Here is a 19735-nt window from a genome sequence, read left to right as displayed (position 1 = left end):
GATTGGATTTGTACGGTACACTTCTGGGAGGGTTTATACTGGCGGAGACCAAAAGGGAGTGTATAATACAGCATGACTGACCCCACGACGAACGACGGGGACGCTTCTGGACCTCTAGCGGGTTTGCGTTCAAAGGTTGGTGAAATTCCGGGCGCGCCGGAAAAAACGGCACTACTGAGTCTCTCAACACTGGATCCGGATCGGGCCGTTCTCGAATTGTGCGACAACAGTATTGACGCAGCCCGAGTCAATGAACTCTCAGGCACTGACATTGAGCTCGTCCTCGGCGAGGACTACCTCGAAATACGCGACAGTTCTGGTGGGATTCCCGAAGACTCGTTAGATGTCTGGCTTACACTCGGCGCGTCGCGCCAAACGGACGCAGATGGATATTCACTCTCCGATAGCATTGGATGGGCGGGCGTCGGCGCAATCGAGGCATCACTGTCCATCGGGCAGAGCGTTATGTTGGCTAGTCGTGCCGCTGGAGCCGATCAGGGATACGCCTACTACATCGACGAGGAATATCTCGAGACCGATGACTGGAGTCTAGATTACTACGAATACGACGGACTTGACCCAGGGCAGACGATTGTCCGTATCGAAGACCTCACCATCGGCCACGAAGACCTCTACGGCGACTACGATACTCTCCCCGATCTCCTTTCGACTACATACGAACTATATCTTGCCGACACGACGACGATCCCGTGGGCAGATAACACGCCGGTACTTGACGTCGACCTTACGGTCGTTGATGAGGTCAACAACCGCAGTAAATCTGTGATGGCAGATGTCTCAGTGGACTGGTCGTATCTCAACTTCGATAGCGCCCATCCACGTGCATACCAGTCGTTCGAGTTGGCGAACGAAACGACAACAGGGCGCGTTCGGTTGGACATCATCTGCGGTCTTTCGCGTACGAAACATCCCAAGTCAGGAGTTCATCTATACGCAAACGGCCGGAAGATATTCGACGGCGAAACTAGCTACGAGGCTGGATTTGGGTTTCAGAATGGTCTTAACCAGTTCCGGTCTGAACGCCACGGCCGACTCGTTATTCTTGTATTAGTGCGCTCCTTGGATTCCCCCCGTGATATCCCCACGGAGAACAACAAAACGACGTTGCGGGACGGAAGCGATACGACGAAGGCGATCAAGAAGCGCGTCGGCCGAACGGGGCTTATGTATATGCATCTGGCAGACGTCCACCGCGTTCCGACTCCGATGAGTGAGGCGTATCCTGGCGAGCAGACGTTCGCCAGTAATGGCGGACAAATCGAACTGCTAGACTACAGTGAGAATCAAGATGTCCGCGATCATCCTGGCGGCAAACGCTCGGGGCGCTACTACGAGCTCGAAGAACTTGAAACGTTTAAGCAGATAACGAAGCGGCACGCGAAATTGTGTCTCTCGTGTCCGGATGTACTAAAGCCTCGCCACCGGCCTGCGTATCACGGACTCCGGCACGAGGACCTCGAAACGGAGGCGGCCGTTCAACTGTACGACGAAACAAAGGGGTTCCTTCACGACCGATTCGACGCCTTCTACGATGCTGATAAACGGTACTGGGCCGAGCCGGTTCTAGTCGAACAGGATGAACTCCCTCCGATGGATGTCGACGTGAACGCGCGCCTAGAAACGTTAGAACAACTCGCCCGGCGGCACGCACAAGCGGACGAGCCATTCCGATATCTCGGTATGAAGCCGTGGGAGCGACCCTACTACCTGGAACAGTTGTATCAGTTTGCAGGTCTCGACCCGGAGGAGTTGCCAGCACACGAACACCTCCCCCCAGAGGACAAATACCTATACGAACACGGAGTGCTACCTGAGGAGACGACTGAAGAGGACGATGTAAGCAGTGCAGATGTAGCCCCGAAACCCTCATCAACAGACGATACCAGCGACCTGTCCTTTCCTGAGTACATTGCAGCAAACCAGAGTGCAATCGCAGCGGTGGCTCGCGAGAACGAGTCCGAATATGAGACCGTCACTCGGATGGTTGAGGGGTACGCATCGCTGGCGTCGATGGAGGAACTAGACGACATCCCGATCGAAGCCAAGACGCCGGAAGAGAAACTCCGTCGCATCGTTGCCCGCTACAGGGAGATTGTGGGGCTGACCAAGGACAACTAACCTACTTCTAGTCTCACCACCATGGGGTTTCGCGTCCGGAGAAGCGGTTTCCCGAATATGCACACGAGACCGCGCCTGCTCGTGTGCATATTCGCGCTTGGTCGTACGTACGCGCCCGCTCACTTACCGCGCGTGTGATAGGAAATCGGGGGATTCCCCCGAAATTGGGGTTCCAGTGAGGCAAATTCATTCGGTTTTCAGGGTTCGTGTGTACGAGTCGGATATGCGAATTCGGACTGACGGCGATTACGAGCACCGGAAGGACACGATAGAAGCGGCCGCGAACCGTTTGGACTGCAACAAGACGAAGGCTGTGCTCGTCTCGTGTGACGTTGTGGGTTCTCTCTTGGACAATTTGGAAGATGCATTGGAGCATGAGGAAATCTCTCCTCGAGTAAAGCGAGAGATCGCCGCAGAAATTAGCACGAGAAAAATAGAAATCGACCTGTCCAATGTCGAAGCCTCGGTAGCAATTGATTAGAATCTATTCAGGGGTTTTATTTAATCGGTGGTAAGGTTATCACGTGAATAAGATGTGTTTAGATCTGAATCTGAAGAAAATCGGGAAAACACTGCTCATGGGGATTACTGTGATCGCGTTGGGAGCAGGAGGATTAGCGGCCACGGCTTGGATGTCAAAATGGACGTTCTTCGAGAGCACCGATCCCCAAGTTATGGGGGTACTCGTGAATGCGGTGTTGACTACTTTATTGATGTTTCTCTATTGGCGAATGTCGGAAGATACAGCCACTCAGGCGGAACACCAGAAATCACAGACGCGGTTGATGGAACTACAATCCAAGCCGGTCTTGGAGTTCAGTCGCAAAGACACAGACGGGGACGAGGTCATTTATGAAATCGAGAATACCGGCCCAGGCATTGCTCTGGACGTTGATATGGAGGTTGAGAATCATGACACAGGGCAGAGCAAACTGTTTCTAGCCGATTCCACTGAGGAATACCCCGATTCCAGCCCGAGTGTATTCCGCCCTGGTGACCTGAAAACGGTGAAAATAGAAATGAGGGTTCCAATGGAGAATGGCGAGTATGAGAACGTCAGCAAACTTCTGAATGAGAGAGACGGTGACGAATATCCAATTGTACAATTTGGTCCTCATGCGAAATTCGGGACCGGCCGGAAAGTTACTGACGACAGATGGACTCGAGGACTGAATTCAGAGATGGGAAGCATAGAGGAGACCTTTCGAGACGAATTCAGGCTTAACCCGACCTGATTTTTCGCGCGCCCCTTCGGGACTGGTTGCAGGTGCAGCTGCGGGACGGCAGGGAGTGTTTTGGAATTGTGGCCATAGCCACACGATAGCGAAATATATCGTTTGAATGGGCTGAGACGACTGTTTATGTCGACTACTACTCCTCCGGTTAGAAAGAAGAGGAAGAGAATAGCTCTTTCAGGTGAAGGAGGTCCCGCACTCCCAGCAGTGCAGAAATCGTAATCCAAGTCCCCCAGAGAAAGCTGTTCCAACCGCTGTCTAGCCCAAGTGCCGAGATTTGTGACAACACAAACCAAAGCGTGAGTGTGACGATCACCCAGCTAACGTAACCCCAGAGAATCTGTTTTGCCGACTCGAAAGAGTGGAGCATAGTCGTGGTGTTGCGTGGGATTTCATAAAATGAATGCCCCATAAGAATTCCTGGCAAGCCGTATTGCCGGGTTCCCGATTGGTGTAATTAGCCGATTACCAGGAGTTTACGCTTCTAATGCATCCGGTAGGCGGTTGTGGGTGTGGTTACGGTAAGCGGCGCGCGTTTGCGCGCCGCGCATTTGGCCCGCCCCCTTAGGGCACTACCGTAGCGGTATGTGGCAACCCGGGCGGACGGCGCGGGCGGCGAACGGCCCGGTTCGCGGGGGCGTCTGGGCGTCACGCAGGCGTACTCGGGGCGCGTCGAGACGGCGAACCCGGCGAAAAACAGGCGCGAATCCGCCGTTAACACCCGGGCGAAAGTGAAACGAGCGCGAACGTGTTGCGCGAGTGTCGTGTTTCGACGAGTCGGGCGCGGGAGTGAGTGGATGGGCGGCGAAAAAAGCGCGCGCTGGGCGGCGTCGTCACTATCCGGCGGGCGAACGAACGGGGCGAGACGTCGCTACGTGGGTGGCGGGCCGTCGTCGGCGTCCTCCAGAACGCGAACGCGGACGTCTCGCTCCGTGCGTTCGTCGCGGACTATCTCGTCAATCAGCATTTGGGGCGTCCCGCTCCAGTCGTCCAGGTAGCGCCAGGTGCTCCGCTCGTCGGCGTCTTGGGCGGCGGCGTCGTCGTCGGCGTCTTGGGCGGCGGCGTCGTCGTCGGCGTCTTGGGCGGCGGCGTCGTCGTCGGCGGCGTCCGGGTCGGCGTCGGCCTGGCGGTCGCGCTCGCGGCGCTCGCGGCGCTCGTCGGCGCGCTCGTCGCGGTCCTCCGGGGTGTCGTCGGGGTTGACTTTCCGGAGGACGTCGCGGGCTTTGTCGTGGAGGGCTTCGCTATCGTAGACGACGAGCACGGGGTTCCCGATTCGCTCCAGGACGCCCGCGTCCGCGAGCCGGGCGACGTGGTAGCGGACCGTGGAGCGCGCGAGTCCGGTCTTTCGCTCCAGGAGGTCATACGTCGCGCCGTGCTCCTGGGCGACGACGTCCAGGAGGTCGTAGACAGCGGTGGTGGACTCTTTGAGGGCTTCGCGGTAGACGTCGGTGGCGCGGTCCTCGTACTCCTGGCGGAGCATTTTGCGGCGACCCGTGGGGCGCTCGTACTCGTAGGCGTCCGCGCCGGGTCCCTCGAAAAAGTCGTCCGCGACGAGGTCGGCGCGTTCGACGCCGGCCCAATGCGCGTGCGTGGCGACGACGTCCCGGAGGTGGTCCAGGACGTCGTCCCACTCGGTGACGTGGGGGAGCCGGCCCTGGTTCACTCCGCTAAAGGAGGCTTCGAGTTTCGGATGCGCGAAACAGTCCGATAACGGGCGTTTGTGCCAGTCCTGGGCTGATAGACCTTCAACTCGGTACTGTATGGCTGGGCGTCGAACCCCAGGAGTTTCCAGCGGTCGGATTCAACGCGGGCCTCTTGCCACCCGGCTTGTACGCGGTTCTGATACGCGTCTATCTCGGACTGGCCGCCGTAGTCTATGAGTCGCTGGGACTGTTCGACGGCGTCCACGACGGCGTTTTTCTCGGGCTGGGCAAACCGGATGTGTGCCTCGGCTTTCTGGATCCGACGGGCGTCGTCGTTCCGGTCGCGGGCGACGTCCAGGGCGTCGGCTCCGTAGACGGCGCGGATAGCGTCGTAGGCGCGCGTTTCGACGGCCTCCCCGGAGTCGGCCCAGGTGGTCCACGCGACGACGCGGGTTCCCTCCCCGTACTCGTCGGGATACTGGAGCGGGTCCCCGGAGGCGTAAACCAGGTCGGCGTACTGGGGCATTATCTCGACGTGGAGGGCGAGCGGGCCTTTCGACAGCTCGCGCTCCCCGTCGTCGTCCTCCTGGACCCGGCGGAGCATCAAGTGCTGTTCGTAGAACGCCGTATAGTCGTCTCCGTGGCCGACGCCGGCTTTCCAGCGGGAGGACTTGGTGACGAGCGCGTACTGTTTTCCGTCGTCGGGGAGCCACGACGCCGAGAAGTCGGGGACGGCTATGTAGGGTTCGGCGTCGGCGTCCTGGACGTGGTTCATCCAGTAATCCACGGCGGTTTGATACAGCGTGCTCCGGTCCTGGGGGGCGTTCGCGCGTTCGCTGGGCGCGAGGTCGTTCAGGACGTTGCCGACGGCGGCCCCGTGTGCGCGGGGGCGCGGATAGGTGGCCTGGACGGTCCCGGTGACGGTGTCCTGGGCGTCCTGGAGGTCGGCGGCGTCGGACGGCGTCGCGGGCGCGTCGTCGGCGCTCATTGGCGCGTCACCTGGGATTTGGGGACGGCGACGGGGCGGACGCGTTGGTCCGCGAGCCGGACGCGGACGGTGGTCCAGGAGCGGCCCAGGGACGGCGCGCCACGGCGGACGCGGACGGGTAGAAGGACGTCGTAGGCGTGCCGGTCGCATTTGCGCGCTCGCGTGACGAGGGTGTCAATCTCGACGTCGTCCACGACGTCGGGCGCGTCGAGTTTCAGGGTGTTCGGCTCCCCGACGACGGTCCCGCACTCGGGACACGCTTTCAGGTCGGTGTCGTGGCGGTCGTCGGCGGGTTCGCGGACGACGTCGGGCGTCTCGACGCCGTAGGCTTCGAGGCTCACGCGGATCCCTCCGCGTCGGCGTCGTCCTGAACGAGCGCCTGGACGTCGTCGGCGGCGTCGCGGAGCGCGTCGGCGTGCTCTTGGACGGCCTGGGCATCGCGCCGCGCGGCGGCGGTGGCAAGGCCCAAAAGGTGCGTGTGCGCGTCTTTCGCGCGTTCGACGGCGTCCACGGCGGGCGTCTCGGCGTCGTCAGTCACGCCGTCTCACCCCGGTATAGCGGGCGGTCGTGGCCGTCGGGAATCTCCCCGAGCGGACTCAAACCGAAGTCCTCCGGCTTGTGTTCGTCGAGAAGGTGCTTCCAGCGCGGTTCACTGGCGGAGAAGATGAATCCGCATGGACACGCGGTGAGGGTGTGGACGCGACGCCCACGGGCGTAGGTGTCCGTCGTCAGGCTCACGCCGACCACCTCGATTCGGTGGGTTGGCGCGGAGAACGACCCGACGGCGCGGGTCCGCGGGTGGTGGCCCGTTTGTACCCGGAGATAAGGAGCAAATCCGGATTAGCGATTACGGCGTTTTGGGGGGAAACAGCGCCGTTACCGGTCAATCCGTGGTTGCCCCGATTCGTGGGGGGACCGTATGGGCGCTGCAGGATTTGAACCCGCGACAGCCTGGTCCGAAGCCAGGTACTCTGTCCAAGCTGAGCTAAGCGCCCGCATTTGTTCGTACACGCAGGTTGGCTTTAAACTCCGTGGTTTCCGAGCAGTCACTGAAACGTCACGAGTACGCCGTGGTCGGCGTTCCGCCTCCTTTATGGGCGGCGACTCGCGTACTCGGTCCATGAACGTCGTCGCGTCGGCGCGTGGGATGGTCGAACTCACGCGTCCGGTCAACACGCTCGCTGCGGGCGGTCTCACGTTCATCGGTGCGTTCGTCGCTGGTGGGGCGTTCGACCACGCGACGGCCACGGTGGCGGCGGTAGGGGCGACGTGGTTCGCGACGGCTGCTGGGATGGCGATAAACGATTACTTCGACCGGGAGATAGACCGCATCAACGATCCGGAGCGCCCGATCCCCCGTGGAGCCGTGTCCGCTCGAGGTTCGCTCGCGTTCAGCGCGGTGCTGTTCGCCGGGGCGGTCGTCCTCTCGGTCCTGTTACCGCCGCTCGCGCTCGCCATCGCGGCGGTGAACCTGACCGGACTGGTCGCGTACACGAACTACTTCAAGGGCCTGCCGGGCGCCGGCAACGCGCTGGTCGCGTACTTGGGCGGGAGTACGTTCCTGTTCGGGGCTGCGGCGGTCGGTCGCCCCGTCGCTGGCGGCGTGCTCGCTGCGCTCGCTGCGCTCTCGACGTTCACGCGCGAAGTGATCAAGGACGTCGAGGACGTGGCGGGCGACCGTGCGGAGGGGTTGAACACCCTCCCGATCGCAGTCGGGGAGCAACGCGCGCTATGGGTCGGGACCGTGTCTCTCGTCGTTGCGGTTGGGGCGAGCCCACTTCCGTACGCACTCGGGACGTTCGGCGTCTGGTATCTCGTGGCGGTCGTACCGGCGGATGCGGTGATGATCGTGGCAGCGTACCGGAGTTTCGAGAACCCGGCGTCCGGCCAGCGACTGCTCAAACTGGGGATGTTTCTGGCTGCTCTCGCGTTCCTGGTGGGCCGGGTCGTGCCGAACGCAAAGCTGTAATCAAAAGGAATATAAGTAATTCAGCATATCTTCCGGGCAGATGAGCGCGGGGGACGACGGGACGTGAACGAAGGGGCCGCGCCGCGAAAGGGAGGTGTAGGCTAGGGATATGTACGAACTCGGAGCGACCTTCTCGGACGTGGCGGTCGACGCGGGGACGAACGTCCTCGTGGAAGGGCCGCCGATGAGCGGGAAGCGACAGCTAGGGTTCGACATCCTCGGTTCGGGCGTTCGGAACGGGGAGGGCGCCATCGTGGTGTCGACGAAGGATGGAGCCGACCGCGTGCTCGAGGAGTTCGAGCGCGTCGAGGGGGCGGACTCCGCGGTCGGCGTCGTGGACTGCGTGACGAAACAGCAGGGGATGGGGAGCAGTATCGACGCCGACCTGGTCCGGTACGCGTCCTCGCCCGTGGACCTTACGGGAATCGGGATCGAGCTGTCGGAGCTCCTGCGCGTGCTGTACAAGGAGCGCGGATTCACGAAGAACCGGATTCTCCTGCATTCGCTGTCGACGTTGTTGATGTACTCGGACCTCCAGACGGTGTTCCGGTTCCTCCACGTGTTCACGGGTCGCGTGCAGAGTTCGGACGCACTGGGTACGTTCGTCGTCGACGCGAGCGCCCACGACGAGCAGACCGTGAGCACGCTCAAGCAACTGTTCGACGGCGTCGTTCGAGTTCGCGAGCGCGACGATGACGGGTTCGAGGCTCGCGTGGTCGGCGTGGGCGGCGGCACGCAGTGGCGTGATCTGTAACTCGGCGGTGGTCGTAAGGGCTGTGTGAGGACCTGTGGACTTTTCGACGCGCACGACGTAGGTGGTGGTATGACAGTCGAGTCAGACGAGGCGATTACGGAGGTCCTGGAGCACGACCGCATCGCCGTCGTCGGGTGTTCGACGACGGCCGGGAAGGACGCCCACGAGATTCCAGCGTATCTCCGCGAACACGGCTACGAGGTGATCCCCGTGAACCCGTACGCTGAGGAGATATTCGGCCAGACGGCCTACGATTCGCTCGCCGACGTCGAGGAGCAGGTCGACGTCGTGGACGTGTTCCGCCCGAGCGAGGAGGTCGCGGGCATCGTCGACCAGGCCGTCGAGCGCGACGACGTGCAGGTGGTCTGGACGCAACTCGGCATCCGCGACGACAACGCGGCGAAGAAAGCGACGGACGCGGGGTTGCGCGTCGTTCAGGACAAGTGCATGAAGGTCGAACACGGCCGGCTGAAAGCGTAGTTCGTAGAGTGCAACCGGCTGAAGGCGCGGTTCGTCGAACGCGGCCGCCAGACGGCGTCGTTCAGCCCTCCCACTCCTCGTAGTCGCCGTAGATGCCCTTCGACAGGTAGCGCTCGCTGGAGTCCGGGAACACGGTGACGACGGAGTCGTGGGGCGCGTCGACCTCGCCGGCGGCGATGGCTTCCGCGACGTCGATGGCGGCGAGGCTGTTGGCGGCGGAACTGGAGCCGACGAGGTGTCCCTCCTCGCGGGCGAGTCGCTGGAGTTCGGCGTGCGTGTCGCGGTCGGATATCTGTACGACGTCGTCGACGAACTCGGGGTCGAACAGTTCGTTCGTCGAGGGGTCGTGCGTACCGATGCCCTCGGTCTTGTACTCGGCTTCATCGACGTCCCGTCCCTTCGTGGTGGCGTACAGCGACCCCGTGGGTTCGACGGCGACGACGTGGGTGTCGGGGTTGTGCTCACGGAGGTAGCCGGCGGTACCCATCAGCGTCCCGGCGGTGCCACACCCCGCGACCATCGCGCCGACCTCGCCGTCGAGTGCGTCGTGAATCTCGGGGCCGGTGAGTTCGTAGTGGGCCTCCGTGTTCAGCGGATTGGAGAACTGCTGGGGGACGACGGCGTCGTCGAGTTCCTCGGCGAGTTCGTGGGCGCGCTCGATGGCGCCGCCCATGCCGTCCTCTGTGGGCGTGTTGATGACGTCCGCGCCGAGTGCGTCCATCAGCGTCTGCTTCTCGACGCTGAATCGCTCGGGGACCACGAACACCGCGTCGACGTCGAGTTGGCCGGCGGCGACGGCGAATCCGATGCCGGTGTTGCCCGCCGTCGGTTCGATGACGGTGCCGCCCTCGGGGAGTTCCCCGGAGTCGAGCATCGCTTCGAGCATGTACGCGCCGATGCGGTCTTTCACGCTCGCGCCGGGGTTGAACGACTCCAGTTTCGCGTACACGGGGACGTCCTCGGGGGCGCCGTGGACGCGAACGAGCGGCGTCTCGCCGACGGTGTCGAGCACCGAGTCGAGTGGCTCGCGGTGGGTGGTCATCTGGCCGGTAATTCTTGCCAGCGTTCTTTAGTCGTTACCATCCCCCGATTCGGCGGTGGGGGTGGTGCCCGTAGCGGTGTCTCCGTCGCCGGTGTCGTCAGAGACGACGCTCTCGACGTCGACGTCCTCTGACTCCGCGATGGCCTCGAGGAGTTGCCGCTGTTCGGCGAGTTTCGACTCCATCCCCTCGACTCGCTCGCTGGTGTCCTCGACGGTGTCGGAAAGTTCGTTCACCTGCTCTCGCAGGCGCTCGAAGCGGTCCTGAAGCGTGTCCGCGACGTCGGTGATCTTCTGGAGTTTCTTCGCAGTCGAACCGAATCCCATGTGCGCTCGTTGTGGCCGCACCCGGTTGACCGTTTCCCTCAAACCTCCGCCGGTCGTCACGTGTCTCCCTCACTCCTCGGGCGGTCCGCGTCGTCATCGTTCCCCGGCCACTTCGCAGCGAGACCCGCGAGGTACTCTGCGTACTCCGCGCAGGCGGCGTCCCACGCCGCTCCGCCCTTCCGGCACGCGGTCTCCAGTTCCTCGAGCCGGCCGGCGTCGTACTCCGAAACGAGGCTCATCATCTGATAGACGGCCGATTCCGACGTGGACGCCGTGCCGTCCGTGTTCGCAGTTCTCCGGACCAGTCGACGAACCTCCTCCGGGGGCATGTCCATCTTGATGGCAGACCCAGGGATGGTCTTGGACATCTTCGGATAGCCGTCCAGTCCGGGAACCATCCGCGTGAACAGCCCCTCGAACGCCGGTTCGAACGGCGTTTTGCCGAGGTAGTGTCGGTTGAAGATGTCGAGTGCGTGCTCGTCGATGCCCAGGACGAACACCGCCTGGTCGTACCCTTCCGCGAGTGTCGGATGCACGAAGTCCGCGAGACAGAGCAGACCCGTCATCCTGCGAGCGAACTGGGTGCTCCCGGACGCGTCCTCGTGTTCGATCTGGTCTGCCTCGTACGCCTGGTCGAGTTCCGCCTCCCACGGAGTCAGTTCGTGGTCGATCTCGAGGTCGTTCTCGAACTCGAACCACGGCGCCAGCCGGAACGCCGTATGCATCACGCCCTCGGCGTCGTACTGTGTCCGAACATCTCCCTCGTACCCGATGCGGTCGAGGAACGTCGCGTAGTCATCGGCGAGTTCTCGGACGACGTCGAGGTCGCGGCCGCTTCCCGCGTACTTCTCGTAGTCCGCGACGAGGAACTCCGTGTCGAACCCCGCCTCGTTCAGGCGCTTCACCGCGAACATCTGCGCGACCGTGCCGACGTGTGGTGTCCCCGTCAGCCCCGCGCTCGCGATGAACTTCGTGTCGCAGTCACCGGCCTCCCGGAGGGCCTCGGCGTCCGTCGTCGCGGAGAACGCCCGGTCAACGAGCGGTGCGAGAAGCGACCCGACGTCGACGTCGGGTCGGTCGTAGTCGAACTCGTCCCGGACCGACGCGTAGTGCTCTCCAAGTTCGGCCATGTCCGGCGGTTTTCCGCGCGAAGACAAAGTGTTAACGCGTTCCGTGGCAACGTACAACAAATAGGCAACCCGAAAGGCCCTTATGAGGGACCCGTCTACGACAAATCGGACTAGGCCGGGCGGTTTGGCCCCGCCCCACGCCCGCGAGATAGTCATCAGCGGGGGCCGAACACCGGGGAAGTCCGGACTGACCGATTCGGACCCCGGGAGCCGACATGGAAGCCTCGTCCTTCGGGGACGCCGGTCCGCGTCGCGCGCCTGCAGGGGCGTCGTCGACGCGGTTCGTCGGAGCGAACCCACCAGGCACGGAAGTGAGCAGTGGAGCACCGAACGTGCGTCGCTCGAAGGGTCGCGGGGTGGAGGAGGCGACCGGGACTATCCGAATCGGAACGCCGGGCAACTCCGATTCGTCCACATTCATGACGTACCTTTTGCCACCAAAGGAGCGAAGCGACTGAGCGCAGCAAAAGCTACGCTAAAAGCACTCCTCCCTCCTTCCGTCAGAGCAATCTCTGACGACGTCACGTTCGCTCAGTCGCCGGCCTACGGCCGGCTTCCAGCGGGACCTTCGGTCCCGCCCGGCTCGCGTTAGTCGGTCGTCGGCCAACGCGCTTCGCGCGCTGAGAACCACGACCCTCCCGGGCCCTCCGGACCACTCGGGTCGCGGACGCTCGTACTGAGCGTGAAAACAGGAGGAGCTACTCCAGCGACGCTTCGTCCACGTCCTTGCCCTCGATAGTGACACCGCCCTCCAGGGTTCGCGTCGGGTACGGCATGTCGATGCCCGCATCGTCGAAGCGCTCCTTGACGGCCTGGACGTACTCGCCGCGGGTCTTCACGAAGTCCGCACGCGACGGGTTTGCGATCCAGAACCGCGACTTGAGGCCGACGTAGGAGTCGGCGAGTTCCGTCAGTCGCACGCTCACACCAGGGTCGTCCATGATATCGTCATGATTCTCTGCCTCCCCGATGATGATCTCGGTGGCCTCGTCGACGTCGTCGTCGTAGCCGATGCCGAAGAGGAACTGGAGGCGGAGTTTGTCCTTCGCCACAGGGTTCTTGATGACGCCACTCGTGAGCACGGAGTTCGGCACCGTCAGAAGTTCGTTGTCGAACGTGCGCACGCGCGTCACCCTCAGGTCGATGTCCTCGACGATGCCCTCGTTCCCGTTCCACTCGATCCAGTCGCCGATGCGGAACGGCTCGTCCGTGTAGATGAACACGCCCGCGACGAAGTTCGCGATGACGTCCTGCATGGCGAAGCCGATAGCGAGCGTCGCGGCGGCGGCGACCGTCGCGAGCGCGGTCAGGAAGTTCCCGTAGCCCGCGAACCCGAACGCGACGCCGACTGCGACGATCAGGATGGCGACGCTCACCACTCGCCGCAGTGGCTGGCGCGCGTGCCGCCCTATATCTCGGCGGTCGAGCAACCGGCTGAACAGCGGTCGAACGATGAACCGACCGAGCAGGTACACCCCGAGAAACGCCACGACGAAGTAGAGCAACTGCGTAATAGCGAGGGCGTACTGCGGGACGATGTCCTCGAAGAACGGCAGCGGCTCTACCATCAGTGGTACACCGCAGTGTTGCCCCGCACGTCCACGACATCGCTGCCCGTGAGGTCAGCGAGGTCGTCGGCGAGATCCTCGGTTTCGTCACCGCCGCGTGCCGACCGCAGGAACTTCACCTTCACCACGTCGCGGTCCTCGAGTTGGTCGCGCAGTTCTTCGGCGACGGCGTCGACGCCGGCTTTCCCCACCCAGACCGTCACGTCGGCCTCGTGGGCCTTCTTCGCCAAGTCGTCAGTCATTATCTATCTCATCGTTCAAACCGAGAGGCATTGAAACTTGTTGCACGCGCCTGACCAGCAGTGCTTCGGGTGTGCGACTGCGTCGTCACTCGTAGGGATAACGCGCTTGCTCGCCGCAGTCACAGGTCACGACGACGTGCCCGTCGCGGGTTCGGACGCGTGCATTCCGACCGGGAATCAGGTAGCTATCGCAGGCGTCACAGGTGAACCGTCGGAACTCGCGGGGGAGACGCACGCGATTTCGCTCCGAGAGCCGTCGAGCGAGTCGTACGTATTCGCGGGCACGGTCGGCCTCGCCGCCGCGCGCCGCGTCGCGAGCGAGGGCGTGCAGTCGCTCGATCCGTTCCTCCGCGAAACGCATACCGACGCTCGGCGCGTCCCGCACAAGACAGTTCCGGTAGGGTTATTCGCCGGCGTCGGCATCCCCCGACAATGCGCGCGTTGAACTACCTCGAGTTCGAGGACCGCGTCCGCGGGGGGATGGTCACCGCGACCCGCCAGCAACGGAAGGCCCTCGAGACGACGGACGTCGAGGTGGTGGAGTCACCGTGGCGCGCCGGCAACCCGGTGCAGTCACTCGGCACGCTGTTCGCGGGCGAGGGGTACTTCGCGGAGTACGACGTCGCCCACTGCAATCTCGTGGGGCCGGGCAGCGTCGCCGTCGCCCGACACGCGAAGCGAAACAACATCCCGCTCGTCCTCCACGCCCACGTCACGAAGGAGGACTTCGCCGAGTCGTTCCGCGGGTCGAGCCAGCTCGCGCCCGCGCTCGAACCGTACCTGCGGTGGTTCTACTCGCAGGCCGACCTCGTGCTCTGCCCGAGCGAGTACACGAAGAGTGTCCTCGAATCCTACCCGGTGGACGCTCCGATTCGCCCGATGTCGAACGGCGTGGACACCGAGAGCATGGAGGGCTACGAACAGTTCCGCGAGGACACACGTGAGCGGTTCGACCTCGATGGGATGGTGGTCTACGCCGTCGGTGAGGTGTTCGAGCGCAAGGGCCTCACGACGTTCTGCGAACTCGCCAAAGCGACCGACTACGACTTCGCGTGGTTCGGCCCGTACGACGAAGGCCCGCAAGCGGGGAAGGCCACCCGGAAGTGGGTGAACGACCCGCCGGAGAACGTCACGTTCACGGGGTTCATGGAGGACAAACGCGCCGCGTTCGGCGCCGGCGACGTCTACCTCTTCCCCGCGAAAGTCGAGAACCAGGGAATCGCCGTCCTGGAAGCGATGGCCTGTGGGAAACCCGTCGTCCTCCGCGACATCGACGTGTTCCGGGAGTTCTTCGAGGACGGCGAGGACTGTCTGATGTGCTCGACGTTCGAGGAGTTCGAGGACGCCCTCGAGCGCCTCGCGGACGACCCCGACCTCCGGAAGCGACTCGGGGAGAACGCCCGGGAGACGGCCGAAGCGCACAGCCTCGAGCGGGTCGGCGAACGACTCACGGAGACGTACCACGAACTCGTGGAGGAGTGAGGTGACGGGGGAACTACCGACCGTCGCGGCGTTCACGGACTCGTACCTGCCGACGGTCAACGGGGTGACGTACACCGTGTCGACGTGGGCCGACCACTGGAGCGCCCGCGGCGGACGGATGCCGATCGTTTACCCGCGCTCGACGCACGACCCCACGGGCGACGAACACCCGGTTCCGAGCCTCTCGTTCCCGTTCTACTCGGGGTACCGGATGGCGCTGCCGCGCGCGCCGACGGCAGTGCGGGACGCCGACATCGTTCACGCACACACGCCGTTCGGCCTGGGACTCGCGGCGTGGCGACTCGCGCGGCGCACCGACTGCCCGCTGGTCGCCACCTACCACACGCCCACCGCGGAGTACGCAGAGTACGTCGGCCCGGACGCACTCACGGACCCGATTCGGCGTGCGAGCGAACGCTGGGAACGGTGGTTTCTGGACCGCGCGGACCTCGTACTCACGCCAAGCGAGCGCACCCGCGAGCAGGTTACCGACCTCGGCGTCACAACCCGCGTCGAATCGATGCCCAACGGCGTCGACGTCGAGCGGTTCCGGCCAACCGGAGACGGCTCTGACTCGCTGGCCGACAGCGCTGCTGTCCCAGACAGTGAGGCCAACAGCCACGCCGCGGACGGCGACGCGGCGGGCTTTCGCGAGCGCCACGGCCTTCCCACGGACCGCCTGCTCGTCGGCTACACGGGTCGCCACGGCTACGAGAAGCGGCTTTCCGACCTGCTCGCTGCCGCCGAGGGGCTCGACGTGACAGTGGTGTTCGGTGGCGACGGCCCCGCCCGCGACGACCTCGAGGCGACCGCGACGGCCCGCAGCGTCGACGCCCGGTTCCTGGGCTTCCTCGACCGCGAGGAACTCCCGGCGTTCTACTCCGCGCTCGACGCGTTCGCGTTCCCCAGCCCCGTCGAGACGGAGGGACTGGTCGCGCTGGAGGCCAACGCCTGTGGCACCCCGGTCGCGGGCGTGAACGCGGGCGCGCTCTCCGAGACGGTCGTCGACGGGGAGACCGGCTACCACTACGAACCCGGGGACGTCGACGGGTTCCGGGACGCGATACGGCGGACACTCGACGAGCGCAAGCGCCTCTCGAAGAACTGTCTCGCGCGCCGCGACGAGATCAGCGTCGAGCGCGCAATCGACCGCCTCGAGGACTGCTATCGGTCGCTGTTGTAGGTTCCGCGGGCCATCAGAACGCGAAGCGTTTCTGAGGACGGCCGGGCTTTCTGAGGGGTCGTAGAATCAGGTTCGGAAGTTCCGGGATGACTGAGTGCGCCTGAGTCAGTACGGCCAGTCGCCCGTGATCTTCATTCCCTCTGCGAGGTCCTCGTCCTCGAGTTGCGCGGCGACGTCTGCCTCGCTCGCGTGAGCGACAGAGAAGTTGTCGCTCGCGAGGTGGACGGCGAGTTCGGTGAGCAGGATGGCTTGCTCTCGGAGGTCGCGGACGTCGAGTTTGTCGAGGGTGTCGGCGTGTGTGTGCCCCCAGCCGCGGCCCGCGCCCTCGGTCTCGCTGGCGACGTGGTAGCCGGGAACGCCGTACTCGACGTACGGCCAGTGGTCGGAGTGGGGGCCCATTTCGGGAGTGACCGACACCGGGTGGTCGAAGCGGTCGCCGACCTCGGTTGCGGCGTCGCCGAGCACGTCGAAACCGTGGGTCAGGAATCGGAGCGTGCGCCCGCGGACGACGCCGTCGAAGTTGAGAACGGTGCGGATCGCATCCCGGTCGCGATTCGCGGCGTCGTACTCGGAGCCGGTAAGCCCCACTTCCTCGGCGCCGAAGCAGACGAAGTGGACGCGGGTGTCGAGGTCGGCTTCGCGGGCGGCCAGCGCGCGTGCGACCTCCACGACCATCGCGGTGCCCGCGCCGTTGTCCATCGCGCCCTCCGCGATGTCGTGGGCGTCGACGTGACTCGTGACGAGGACTTCCTCGTCGGTGTCGGGGCCGAGCACGGCGTGGACGTTCTGGCTCCTGGCGTCACCGATGTCGGCGCTCACGGAGAGCGCGAGTTCCTCGCCGTCCCACCGCCGCGCGAGTCGAGCGCCGACCTCCTTCGAGACGCCGATCGCGGGGACGTCACCGATTGGGTCGTCGCTCGTGCCGACGCTCCCCGTCGGTGGGAGACAGCCCTCGACGTGGTTCCGGTAGACGAAGCCGGCCGCGCCGGCCTCGACGGCGTGGTAGTACTTCTCTCGCCGGTGCAGATAGCGGTCGTACCAGTTTGGGACGTCCGAGGCCACCATCACGACCTTCCCCTCGACGTCGGTCTCCTCGAAGTCCGATGGCAGACCGTAGCCGAGGTCGACGAACGGCGCGGTCACGCTGCCACTCGGCGAACGCGGGAGCGCGATGCAGTTCTCGTCGCCGGCCGGTGTCTCGACGGCGCTATCCCCGCGCTCCCAGCCCTGGATGTCGAACTCGTCGAGCCACGCGTCCTCGCAGTGGGAAGCGAGTGCGTCCCGCGTGGCCTCCGCGGCCTCTCGTTCGCCGGGCGTGCCAGCCATCCGGTTGCGCACGTCCACGAGCGTTTCGAGGTGCGTCCAGCCGGTGTCGCTGGTGAACGTCGTCCCGATCCAGTCGTTCATGGCAGTAGTGGGACCGACCAACACGTAAGGCGTTTCGGATGCGGAACCGAGAACGACCAGCACCGACCCTCCTGGCGGTAACTCCGCTCGGCGATGGTTGCCGGTCGGTTGCTGTAAGGTAGACTTTCTGACTACGAGGGAGGTCTTCGGACCGCAGGCGGCGAACTGTCGGAACGAGTGGTGGTAACTCGGGGTTGTCGGTGCTAACTGAGCCGTACTCTGCAACAGTCGGGAGGGTCGAACAATAGCATCTCAATTACAAAGCCGACGACGGGCGATTGGGGTTGCTGGCAGTCGGGCCATCAATCATGAGACGAAACCAGCGACGTGGAAACCGACGGCGGGGAACGGAACGACAGGGCCAGGGTGAACAGTACACGCAGAAGCGCGGCCAGCAGGAACGCGGACAGGAGATGGAACAGGAGCGCGGACACGGGCGCTCCAGCCAGCGTGGTCGGACAGGCCAGTCCGAGCACCAGCAGTCAGGCGATCGCCAGCAGTCCGGTCACCCACAACAGAGACAGCGCGGCCAACGAGGACAGCAGAACCGGGAAGGTGGACAACACCAGCAGGAACAGCACGAAAGTCAGTTCGGCCAGCCAGCGCGGCGTGGCCAGGACCGCCAGCAAGGTCGCGGCAACCAACACCAGCGGGGTCAGGAACAGACTAGACGCCACCAGTCTGGCCACCAGGGAAGCCAACAGGGCCAACAGAGTGGCCAACACCACCAGGAAAACCGACAGAGTGGGCAGCACCGACAGGGCCAGCAACGCGGCCAACAACACCGACAGGGCCAGCACGAAAGTCGGTCCGGACAGCACGGACAACAGAGCGGGGGTCGACACGAGGGTCGGAAGTCGGGTCAGCGTCAGGAGAACGTCCGGCACCAGCAACAACACGGCGAGCAGGGCCATCGGCAACAGGGCCGACGCAGCCAGGAGCACCAGCAGTCCGGCCAGCACCAGCAGTCTGGCCAGCACCAGCAGTCCGGCCAGCGCGGTGAACAACACCAGCAGGGTCGCGGCAACCGACACCAGCAGGGGCGACAGTCGGAGCAACATCGACGGTCGGAGCAACATCGACGGTCGGAGCAACATCGACAGTCGGAGCAACATCGACAGTCGGAGCAGCAGTCGGGCCGCGAGCAGGGCGGTGGACAGCACTCACAGAACCGTAGGCGGTCGATGCGACGGCGGCGGTGAGGGTGGATGTCACGAAACGAGATTACGAACGCGGCGGCGGGGAAGCGAGTGGTAGACAGCAACGGCAACGACATCGGGGTCGTGTCCAGAGTCAGGGACGGCACTCCGTACGTTCAACCGGAACCAGGTCTCAGTGACGCGATGCGCTCGAAACTCGGGTGGGGACACGTCGAGAAGGACGCCTACCCTCTCGCCAGTTCCGAGGTCCAGACTGTCACGTCCGACGAAATCAGAATTACATAGCGACAATGACCCAGCAATCACACCAGCAGAACGTTCGACAGACAGGCCAGTACAGCCACACTGCGGGAGGAGCCGGTGGATTCGAGCAACAGGGACAGCAGCCTCAATCAGGGAGGAAGTCGATGCAGGGTGGACAATCCATGCAAGGTGGGCAGTCGATGCACGAGGGGCAGTCCATGCAGGGTGGACAGTCCATGCAAGGGGGTCAGTCGATGCAAGGTGGAAGGATGGAGCAGGGAACGTCGACGCAGCCGAGAACGCTCGAGGACGACCTGACGGAGGGGATGCGGATCACGCTCTACGACGCCACGGAGGCAGCGAACACCAGTGAGTGGTGCGCCGACGAGTGCATCAGCGAGGGGTCGCCAGAGATGTCCGAGTGCATCAGGCTCTGTCGGGATGTCGCGGACCTCGCGTCGCTGACGGCCAGGTTCATCTCGCGTGGCTCCCTGTTCGGCCCCGACATCGCGGAGACGTTCGCCGTCGCGGCCGAAGAGTGCGCCAGAGAGTGCTCGCGGCACTCGCATGCACACTGCCAGGAGACGGCGTACGTTCTGCAGCGGGCGGCCGACTCGACGTGGGCGCTCCTCGACGAGATGGCCGGCCAGCAGGTCGAACAACAACACGTCGCGTCCGGCAGCCTCTGAGTGGACGGGACGCCAAGAGATCCGTCGACCGTCCATCGGCCTCCCGGTTTTCTTCCG

General features: G+C 63.9%; 23 protein-coding genes, 1 tRNA gene and 1 other RNA gene. 11 read left to right on the top strand and 14 right to left on the bottom strand.

The genetic code is table 11. The features are described 5' to 3' along the window. Nucleotides 1-72 precede the first annotated feature (72 nt). From LT970_RS03815 to LT970_RS03805, 3 genes are all read left to right on the top strand, one after another. Complete coding sequence (locus LT970_RS03815) at nt 73-2139, top strand: ATP-binding protein (RefSeq protein ID WP_232687956.1); 2067 nt, start codon at nt 73-75, stop codon at nt 2137-2139. Nucleotides 2140-2362: 223 nt separating this feature from the next. Then, entirely contained in the window at nt 2363-2620 is a 258-nt protein-coding gene (locus LT970_RS03810) for a DUF7692 domain-containing protein (RefSeq protein ID WP_232687948.1), read from the top strand. Nucleotides 2621-2663: 43 nt separating this feature from the next. Beyond that, the gene (locus tag LT970_RS03805; protein ID WP_232687943.1) at nt 2664-3374 is read left to right on the top strand and encodes a hypothetical protein; all 711 of its coding nucleotides are present in this window, start codon (nt 2664-2666) and stop codon (nt 3372-3374) included. Nucleotides 3375-4245: 871 nt separating this feature from the next. Here LT970_RS03805 and LT970_RS03800 read toward each other — a convergent pair. The 6 genes from LT970_RS03800 to LT970_RS03775 form a co-directional block, all read right to left on the bottom strand. Further along, entirely contained in the window at nt 4246-5037 is a 792-nt protein-coding gene (locus LT970_RS03800; RefSeq protein ID WP_232687941.1) for a winged helix-turn-helix domain-containing protein, read from the bottom strand. Beyond that, nucleotides 5034-6005: a hypothetical protein gene (locus LT970_RS03795; RefSeq protein ID WP_232687939.1), complete on the bottom strand. Its 972-nt coding sequence runs from the start codon at nt 6003-6005 to the stop codon at nt 5034-5036. Before LT970_RS03795 ends, LT970_RS03800 begins: the two co-directional genes overlap by 4 nt. Beyond that, complete coding sequence (locus LT970_RS03790) at nt 6002-6346, bottom strand: hypothetical protein (RefSeq protein ID WP_232687937.1); 345 nt, start codon at nt 6344-6346, stop codon at nt 6002-6004. Before LT970_RS03790 ends, LT970_RS03795 begins: the two co-directional genes overlap by 4 nt. Then, complete coding sequence (locus tag LT970_RS03785; RefSeq protein ID WP_232687935.1) at nt 6343-6543, bottom strand: hypothetical protein; 201 nt, start codon at nt 6541-6543, stop codon at nt 6343-6345. The genes LT970_RS03790 and LT970_RS03785 overlap by 4 nt, the downstream gene beginning before the upstream one ends. Next, a complete protein-coding gene (locus LT970_RS03780; protein ID WP_232687928.1) occupies nt 6540-6743 on the bottom strand; it encodes a hypothetical protein in 204 nt (67 codons plus the stop codon). Before LT970_RS03780 ends, LT970_RS03785 begins: the two co-directional genes overlap by 4 nt. Before the next feature lie 182 nt (nt 6744-6925). Continuing rightward, a tRNA-Arg gene (locus LT970_RS03775) sits at nt 6926-7000 on the bottom strand. 125 nt (nt 7001-7125) lie between these two features. Here LT970_RS03775 and LT970_RS03770 point away from each other — a divergent pair. From LT970_RS03770 to LT970_RS03760, 3 genes are all read left to right on the top strand, one after another. Further along, a complete protein-coding gene (locus LT970_RS03770; RefSeq protein ID WP_232687925.1) occupies nt 7126-7974 on the top strand; it encodes a geranylgeranylglycerol-phosphate geranylgeranyltransferase in 849 nt (282 codons plus the stop codon). 109 nt (nt 7975-8083) lie between these two features. Next, nucleotides 8084-8728, top strand: coding sequence for an RAD55 family ATPase (locus LT970_RS03765; RefSeq protein WP_232687914.1), 645 nt, complete (start codon nt 8084-8086; stop codon nt 8726-8728). Nucleotides 8729-8797: 69 nt separating this feature from the next. Beyond that, nucleotides 8798-9208: a CoA-binding protein gene (locus LT970_RS03760; protein ID WP_232687912.1), complete on the top strand. Its 411-nt coding sequence runs from the start codon at nt 8798-8800 to the stop codon at nt 9206-9208. A gap of 61 nt (nt 9209-9269) precedes the next feature. On the opposite strand, the gene LT970_RS03755 is transcribed toward LT970_RS03760, so the two are convergent. From LT970_RS03755 to LT970_RS03745, 3 genes are read right to left on the bottom strand one after another with little or no spacing between them, the layout of a single operon-like run. Next, on the bottom strand, nt 9270-10250 hold the full coding sequence (locus LT970_RS03755) for a PLP-dependent cysteine synthase family protein (protein ID WP_232687910.1): 981 nt from the start codon (nt 10248-10250) through the stop codon (nt 9270-9272). A 27-nt stretch (nt 10251-10277) separates the two neighbouring features. Further along, nucleotides 10278-10574, bottom strand: a complete 297-nt coding sequence (locus tag LT970_RS03750; protein ID WP_232687908.1) for a DUF5798 family protein — start codon at nt 10572-10574, stop codon at nt 10278-10280. Between the two features lie 56 nt (nt 10575-10630). Then, nucleotides 10631-11704 (bottom strand): nucleotidyl transferase family protein, encoded by a 1074-nt coding sequence (locus LT970_RS03745; protein WP_232687906.1) that lies wholly within the window; start codon nt 11702-11704, stop codon nt 10631-10633. A gap of 103 nt (nt 11705-11807) precedes the next feature. Between LT970_RS03745 and ffs the strand changes: the two genes are divergently transcribed. Further along, nucleotides 11808-12121: signal recognition particle sRNA (gene ffs, locus LT970_RS03740), an RNA gene on the top strand. A 281-nt stretch (nt 12122-12402) separates the two neighbouring features. Here ffs and LT970_RS03735 read toward each other — a convergent pair. From LT970_RS03735 to LT970_RS03725, 3 genes are all read right to left on the bottom strand, one after another. Continuing rightward, entirely contained in the window at nt 12403-13275 is an 873-nt protein-coding gene (locus LT970_RS03735) for a mechanosensitive ion channel family protein (protein ID WP_432419611.1), read from the bottom strand. After that, entirely contained in the window at nt 13272-13514 is a 243-nt protein-coding gene (locus tag LT970_RS03730; protein WP_232687902.1) for a YhbY family RNA-binding protein, read from the bottom strand. The genes LT970_RS03735 and LT970_RS03730 overlap by 4 nt, the downstream gene beginning before the upstream one ends. Nucleotides 13515-13599: 85 nt before the next feature. Beyond that, a complete protein-coding gene (locus LT970_RS03725) occupies nt 13600-13875 on the bottom strand; it encodes a ribonuclease P protein component 4 (RefSeq protein ID WP_232687900.1) in 276 nt (91 codons plus the stop codon). Nucleotides 13876-13946: 71 nt separating this feature from the next. Between LT970_RS03725 and LT970_RS03720 the strand changes: the two genes are divergently transcribed. Beyond that, nucleotides 13947-14996, top strand: coding sequence for a glycosyltransferase family 4 protein (locus tag LT970_RS03720; RefSeq protein ID WP_232687898.1), 1050 nt, complete (start codon nt 13947-13949; stop codon nt 14994-14996). Between the two features lies 1 nt (nt 14997). Beyond that, nucleotides 14998-16179 carry a glycosyltransferase gene (locus tag LT970_RS03715; RefSeq protein WP_232687895.1) on the top strand — a complete coding sequence of 394 codons (1182 nt, stop codon included), beginning with the start codon at nt 14998-15000 and terminating at the stop codon, nt 16177-16179. 105 nt (nt 16180-16284) lie between these two features. Here the strand turns inward: LT970_RS03715 and LT970_RS03710 are convergent, their stop codons facing one another. Further along, nucleotides 16285-17586 carry a M28 family peptidase gene (locus LT970_RS03710; RefSeq protein WP_232687886.1) on the bottom strand — a complete coding sequence of 434 codons (1302 nt, stop codon included), beginning with the start codon at nt 17584-17586 and terminating at the stop codon, nt 16285-16287. Nucleotides 17587-18068: 482 nt separating this feature from the next. Further along, on the bottom strand, nt 18069-18749 hold the full coding sequence (locus LT970_RS03705; RefSeq protein WP_232687884.1) for a hypothetical protein: 681 nt from the start codon (nt 18747-18749) through the stop codon (nt 18069-18071). Between the two features lie 45 nt (nt 18750-18794). On the opposite strand from LT970_RS03705, the gene LT970_RS03700 reads away from it, so the two are divergent. Continuing rightward, nucleotides 18795-19031 carry a DUF8593 domain-containing protein gene (locus LT970_RS03700; protein ID WP_232687877.1) on the top strand — a complete coding sequence of 79 codons (237 nt, stop codon included), beginning with the start codon at nt 18795-18797 and terminating at the stop codon, nt 19029-19031. 212 nt (nt 19032-19243) lie between these two features. Beyond that, a complete protein-coding gene (locus LT970_RS03695) occupies nt 19244-19678 on the top strand; it encodes a four-helix bundle copper-binding protein (RefSeq protein ID WP_232687875.1) in 435 nt (144 codons plus the stop codon). Nucleotides 19679-19735 lie beyond the last annotated feature (57 nt).

This window comes from Halobacterium zhouii, assembly GCF_021249405.1.
Classification (GTDB): domain Archaea; phylum Halobacteriota; class Halobacteria; order Halobacteriales; family Halobacteriaceae; genus Halobacterium; species Halobacterium zhouii.
Note: the sequence above shows the minus strand (reverse complement) of the source record. Positions and strands in the feature narration are given on the sequence as shown.

Coding starts and splice junctions, on each gene's coding strand:
- LT970_RS03815 (WP_232687956.1), top strand. CDS start 73: ATGACTGACCCCACGACGAACGACGGGGACGCTTCTGGACCTCTAGCG.
- LT970_RS03810 (WP_232687948.1), top strand. CDS start 2,363: ATGCGAATTCGGACTGACGGCGATTACGAGCACCGGAAGGACACGATA.
- LT970_RS03795 (WP_232687939.1), bottom strand. CDS start 6,005: ATGAGCGCCGACGACGCGCCCGCGACGCCGTCCGACGCCGCCGACCTC.
- LT970_RS03770 (WP_232687925.1), top strand. CDS start 7,126: ATGAACGTCGTCGCGTCGGCGCGTGGGATGGTCGAACTCACGCGTCCG.
- LT970_RS03765 (WP_232687914.1), top strand. CDS start 8,084: ATGTACGAACTCGGAGCGACCTTCTCGGACGTGGCGGTCGACGCGGGG.
- LT970_RS03760 (WP_232687912.1), top strand. CDS start 8,798: ATGACAGTCGAGTCAGACGAGGCGATTACGGAGGTCCTGGAGCACGAC.
- LT970_RS03755 (WP_232687910.1), bottom strand. CDS start 10,250: ATGACCACCCACCGCGAGCCACTCGACTCGGTGCTCGACACCGTCGGC.
- LT970_RS03750 (WP_232687908.1), bottom strand. CDS start 10,574: ATGGGATTCGGTTCGACTGCGAAGAAACTCCAGAAGATCACCGACGTC.
- LT970_RS03745 (WP_232687906.1), bottom strand. CDS start 11,704: ATGGCCGAACTTGGAGAGCACTACGCGTCGGTCCGGGACGAGTTCGAC.
- LT970_RS03730 (WP_232687902.1), bottom strand. CDS start 13,514: ATGACTGACGACTTGGCGAAGAAGGCCCACGAGGCCGACGTGACGGTC.
- LT970_RS03725 (WP_232687900.1), bottom strand. CDS start 13,875: ATGCGTTTCGCGGAGGAACGGATCGAGCGACTGCACGCCCTCGCTCGC.
- LT970_RS03720 (WP_232687898.1), top strand. CDS start 13,947: ATGCGCGCGTTGAACTACCTCGAGTTCGAGGACCGCGTCCGCGGGGGG.
- LT970_RS03710 (WP_232687886.1), bottom strand. CDS start 17,586: ATGAACGACTGGATCGGGACGACGTTCACCAGCGACACCGGCTGGACG.
- LT970_RS03700 (WP_232687877.1), top strand. CDS start 18,795: ATGTCACGAAACGAGATTACGAACGCGGCGGCGGGGAAGCGAGTGGTA.
- LT970_RS03695 (WP_232687875.1), top strand. CDS start 19,244: ATGCAAGGTGGAAGGATGGAGCAGGGAACGTCGACGCAGCCGAGAACG.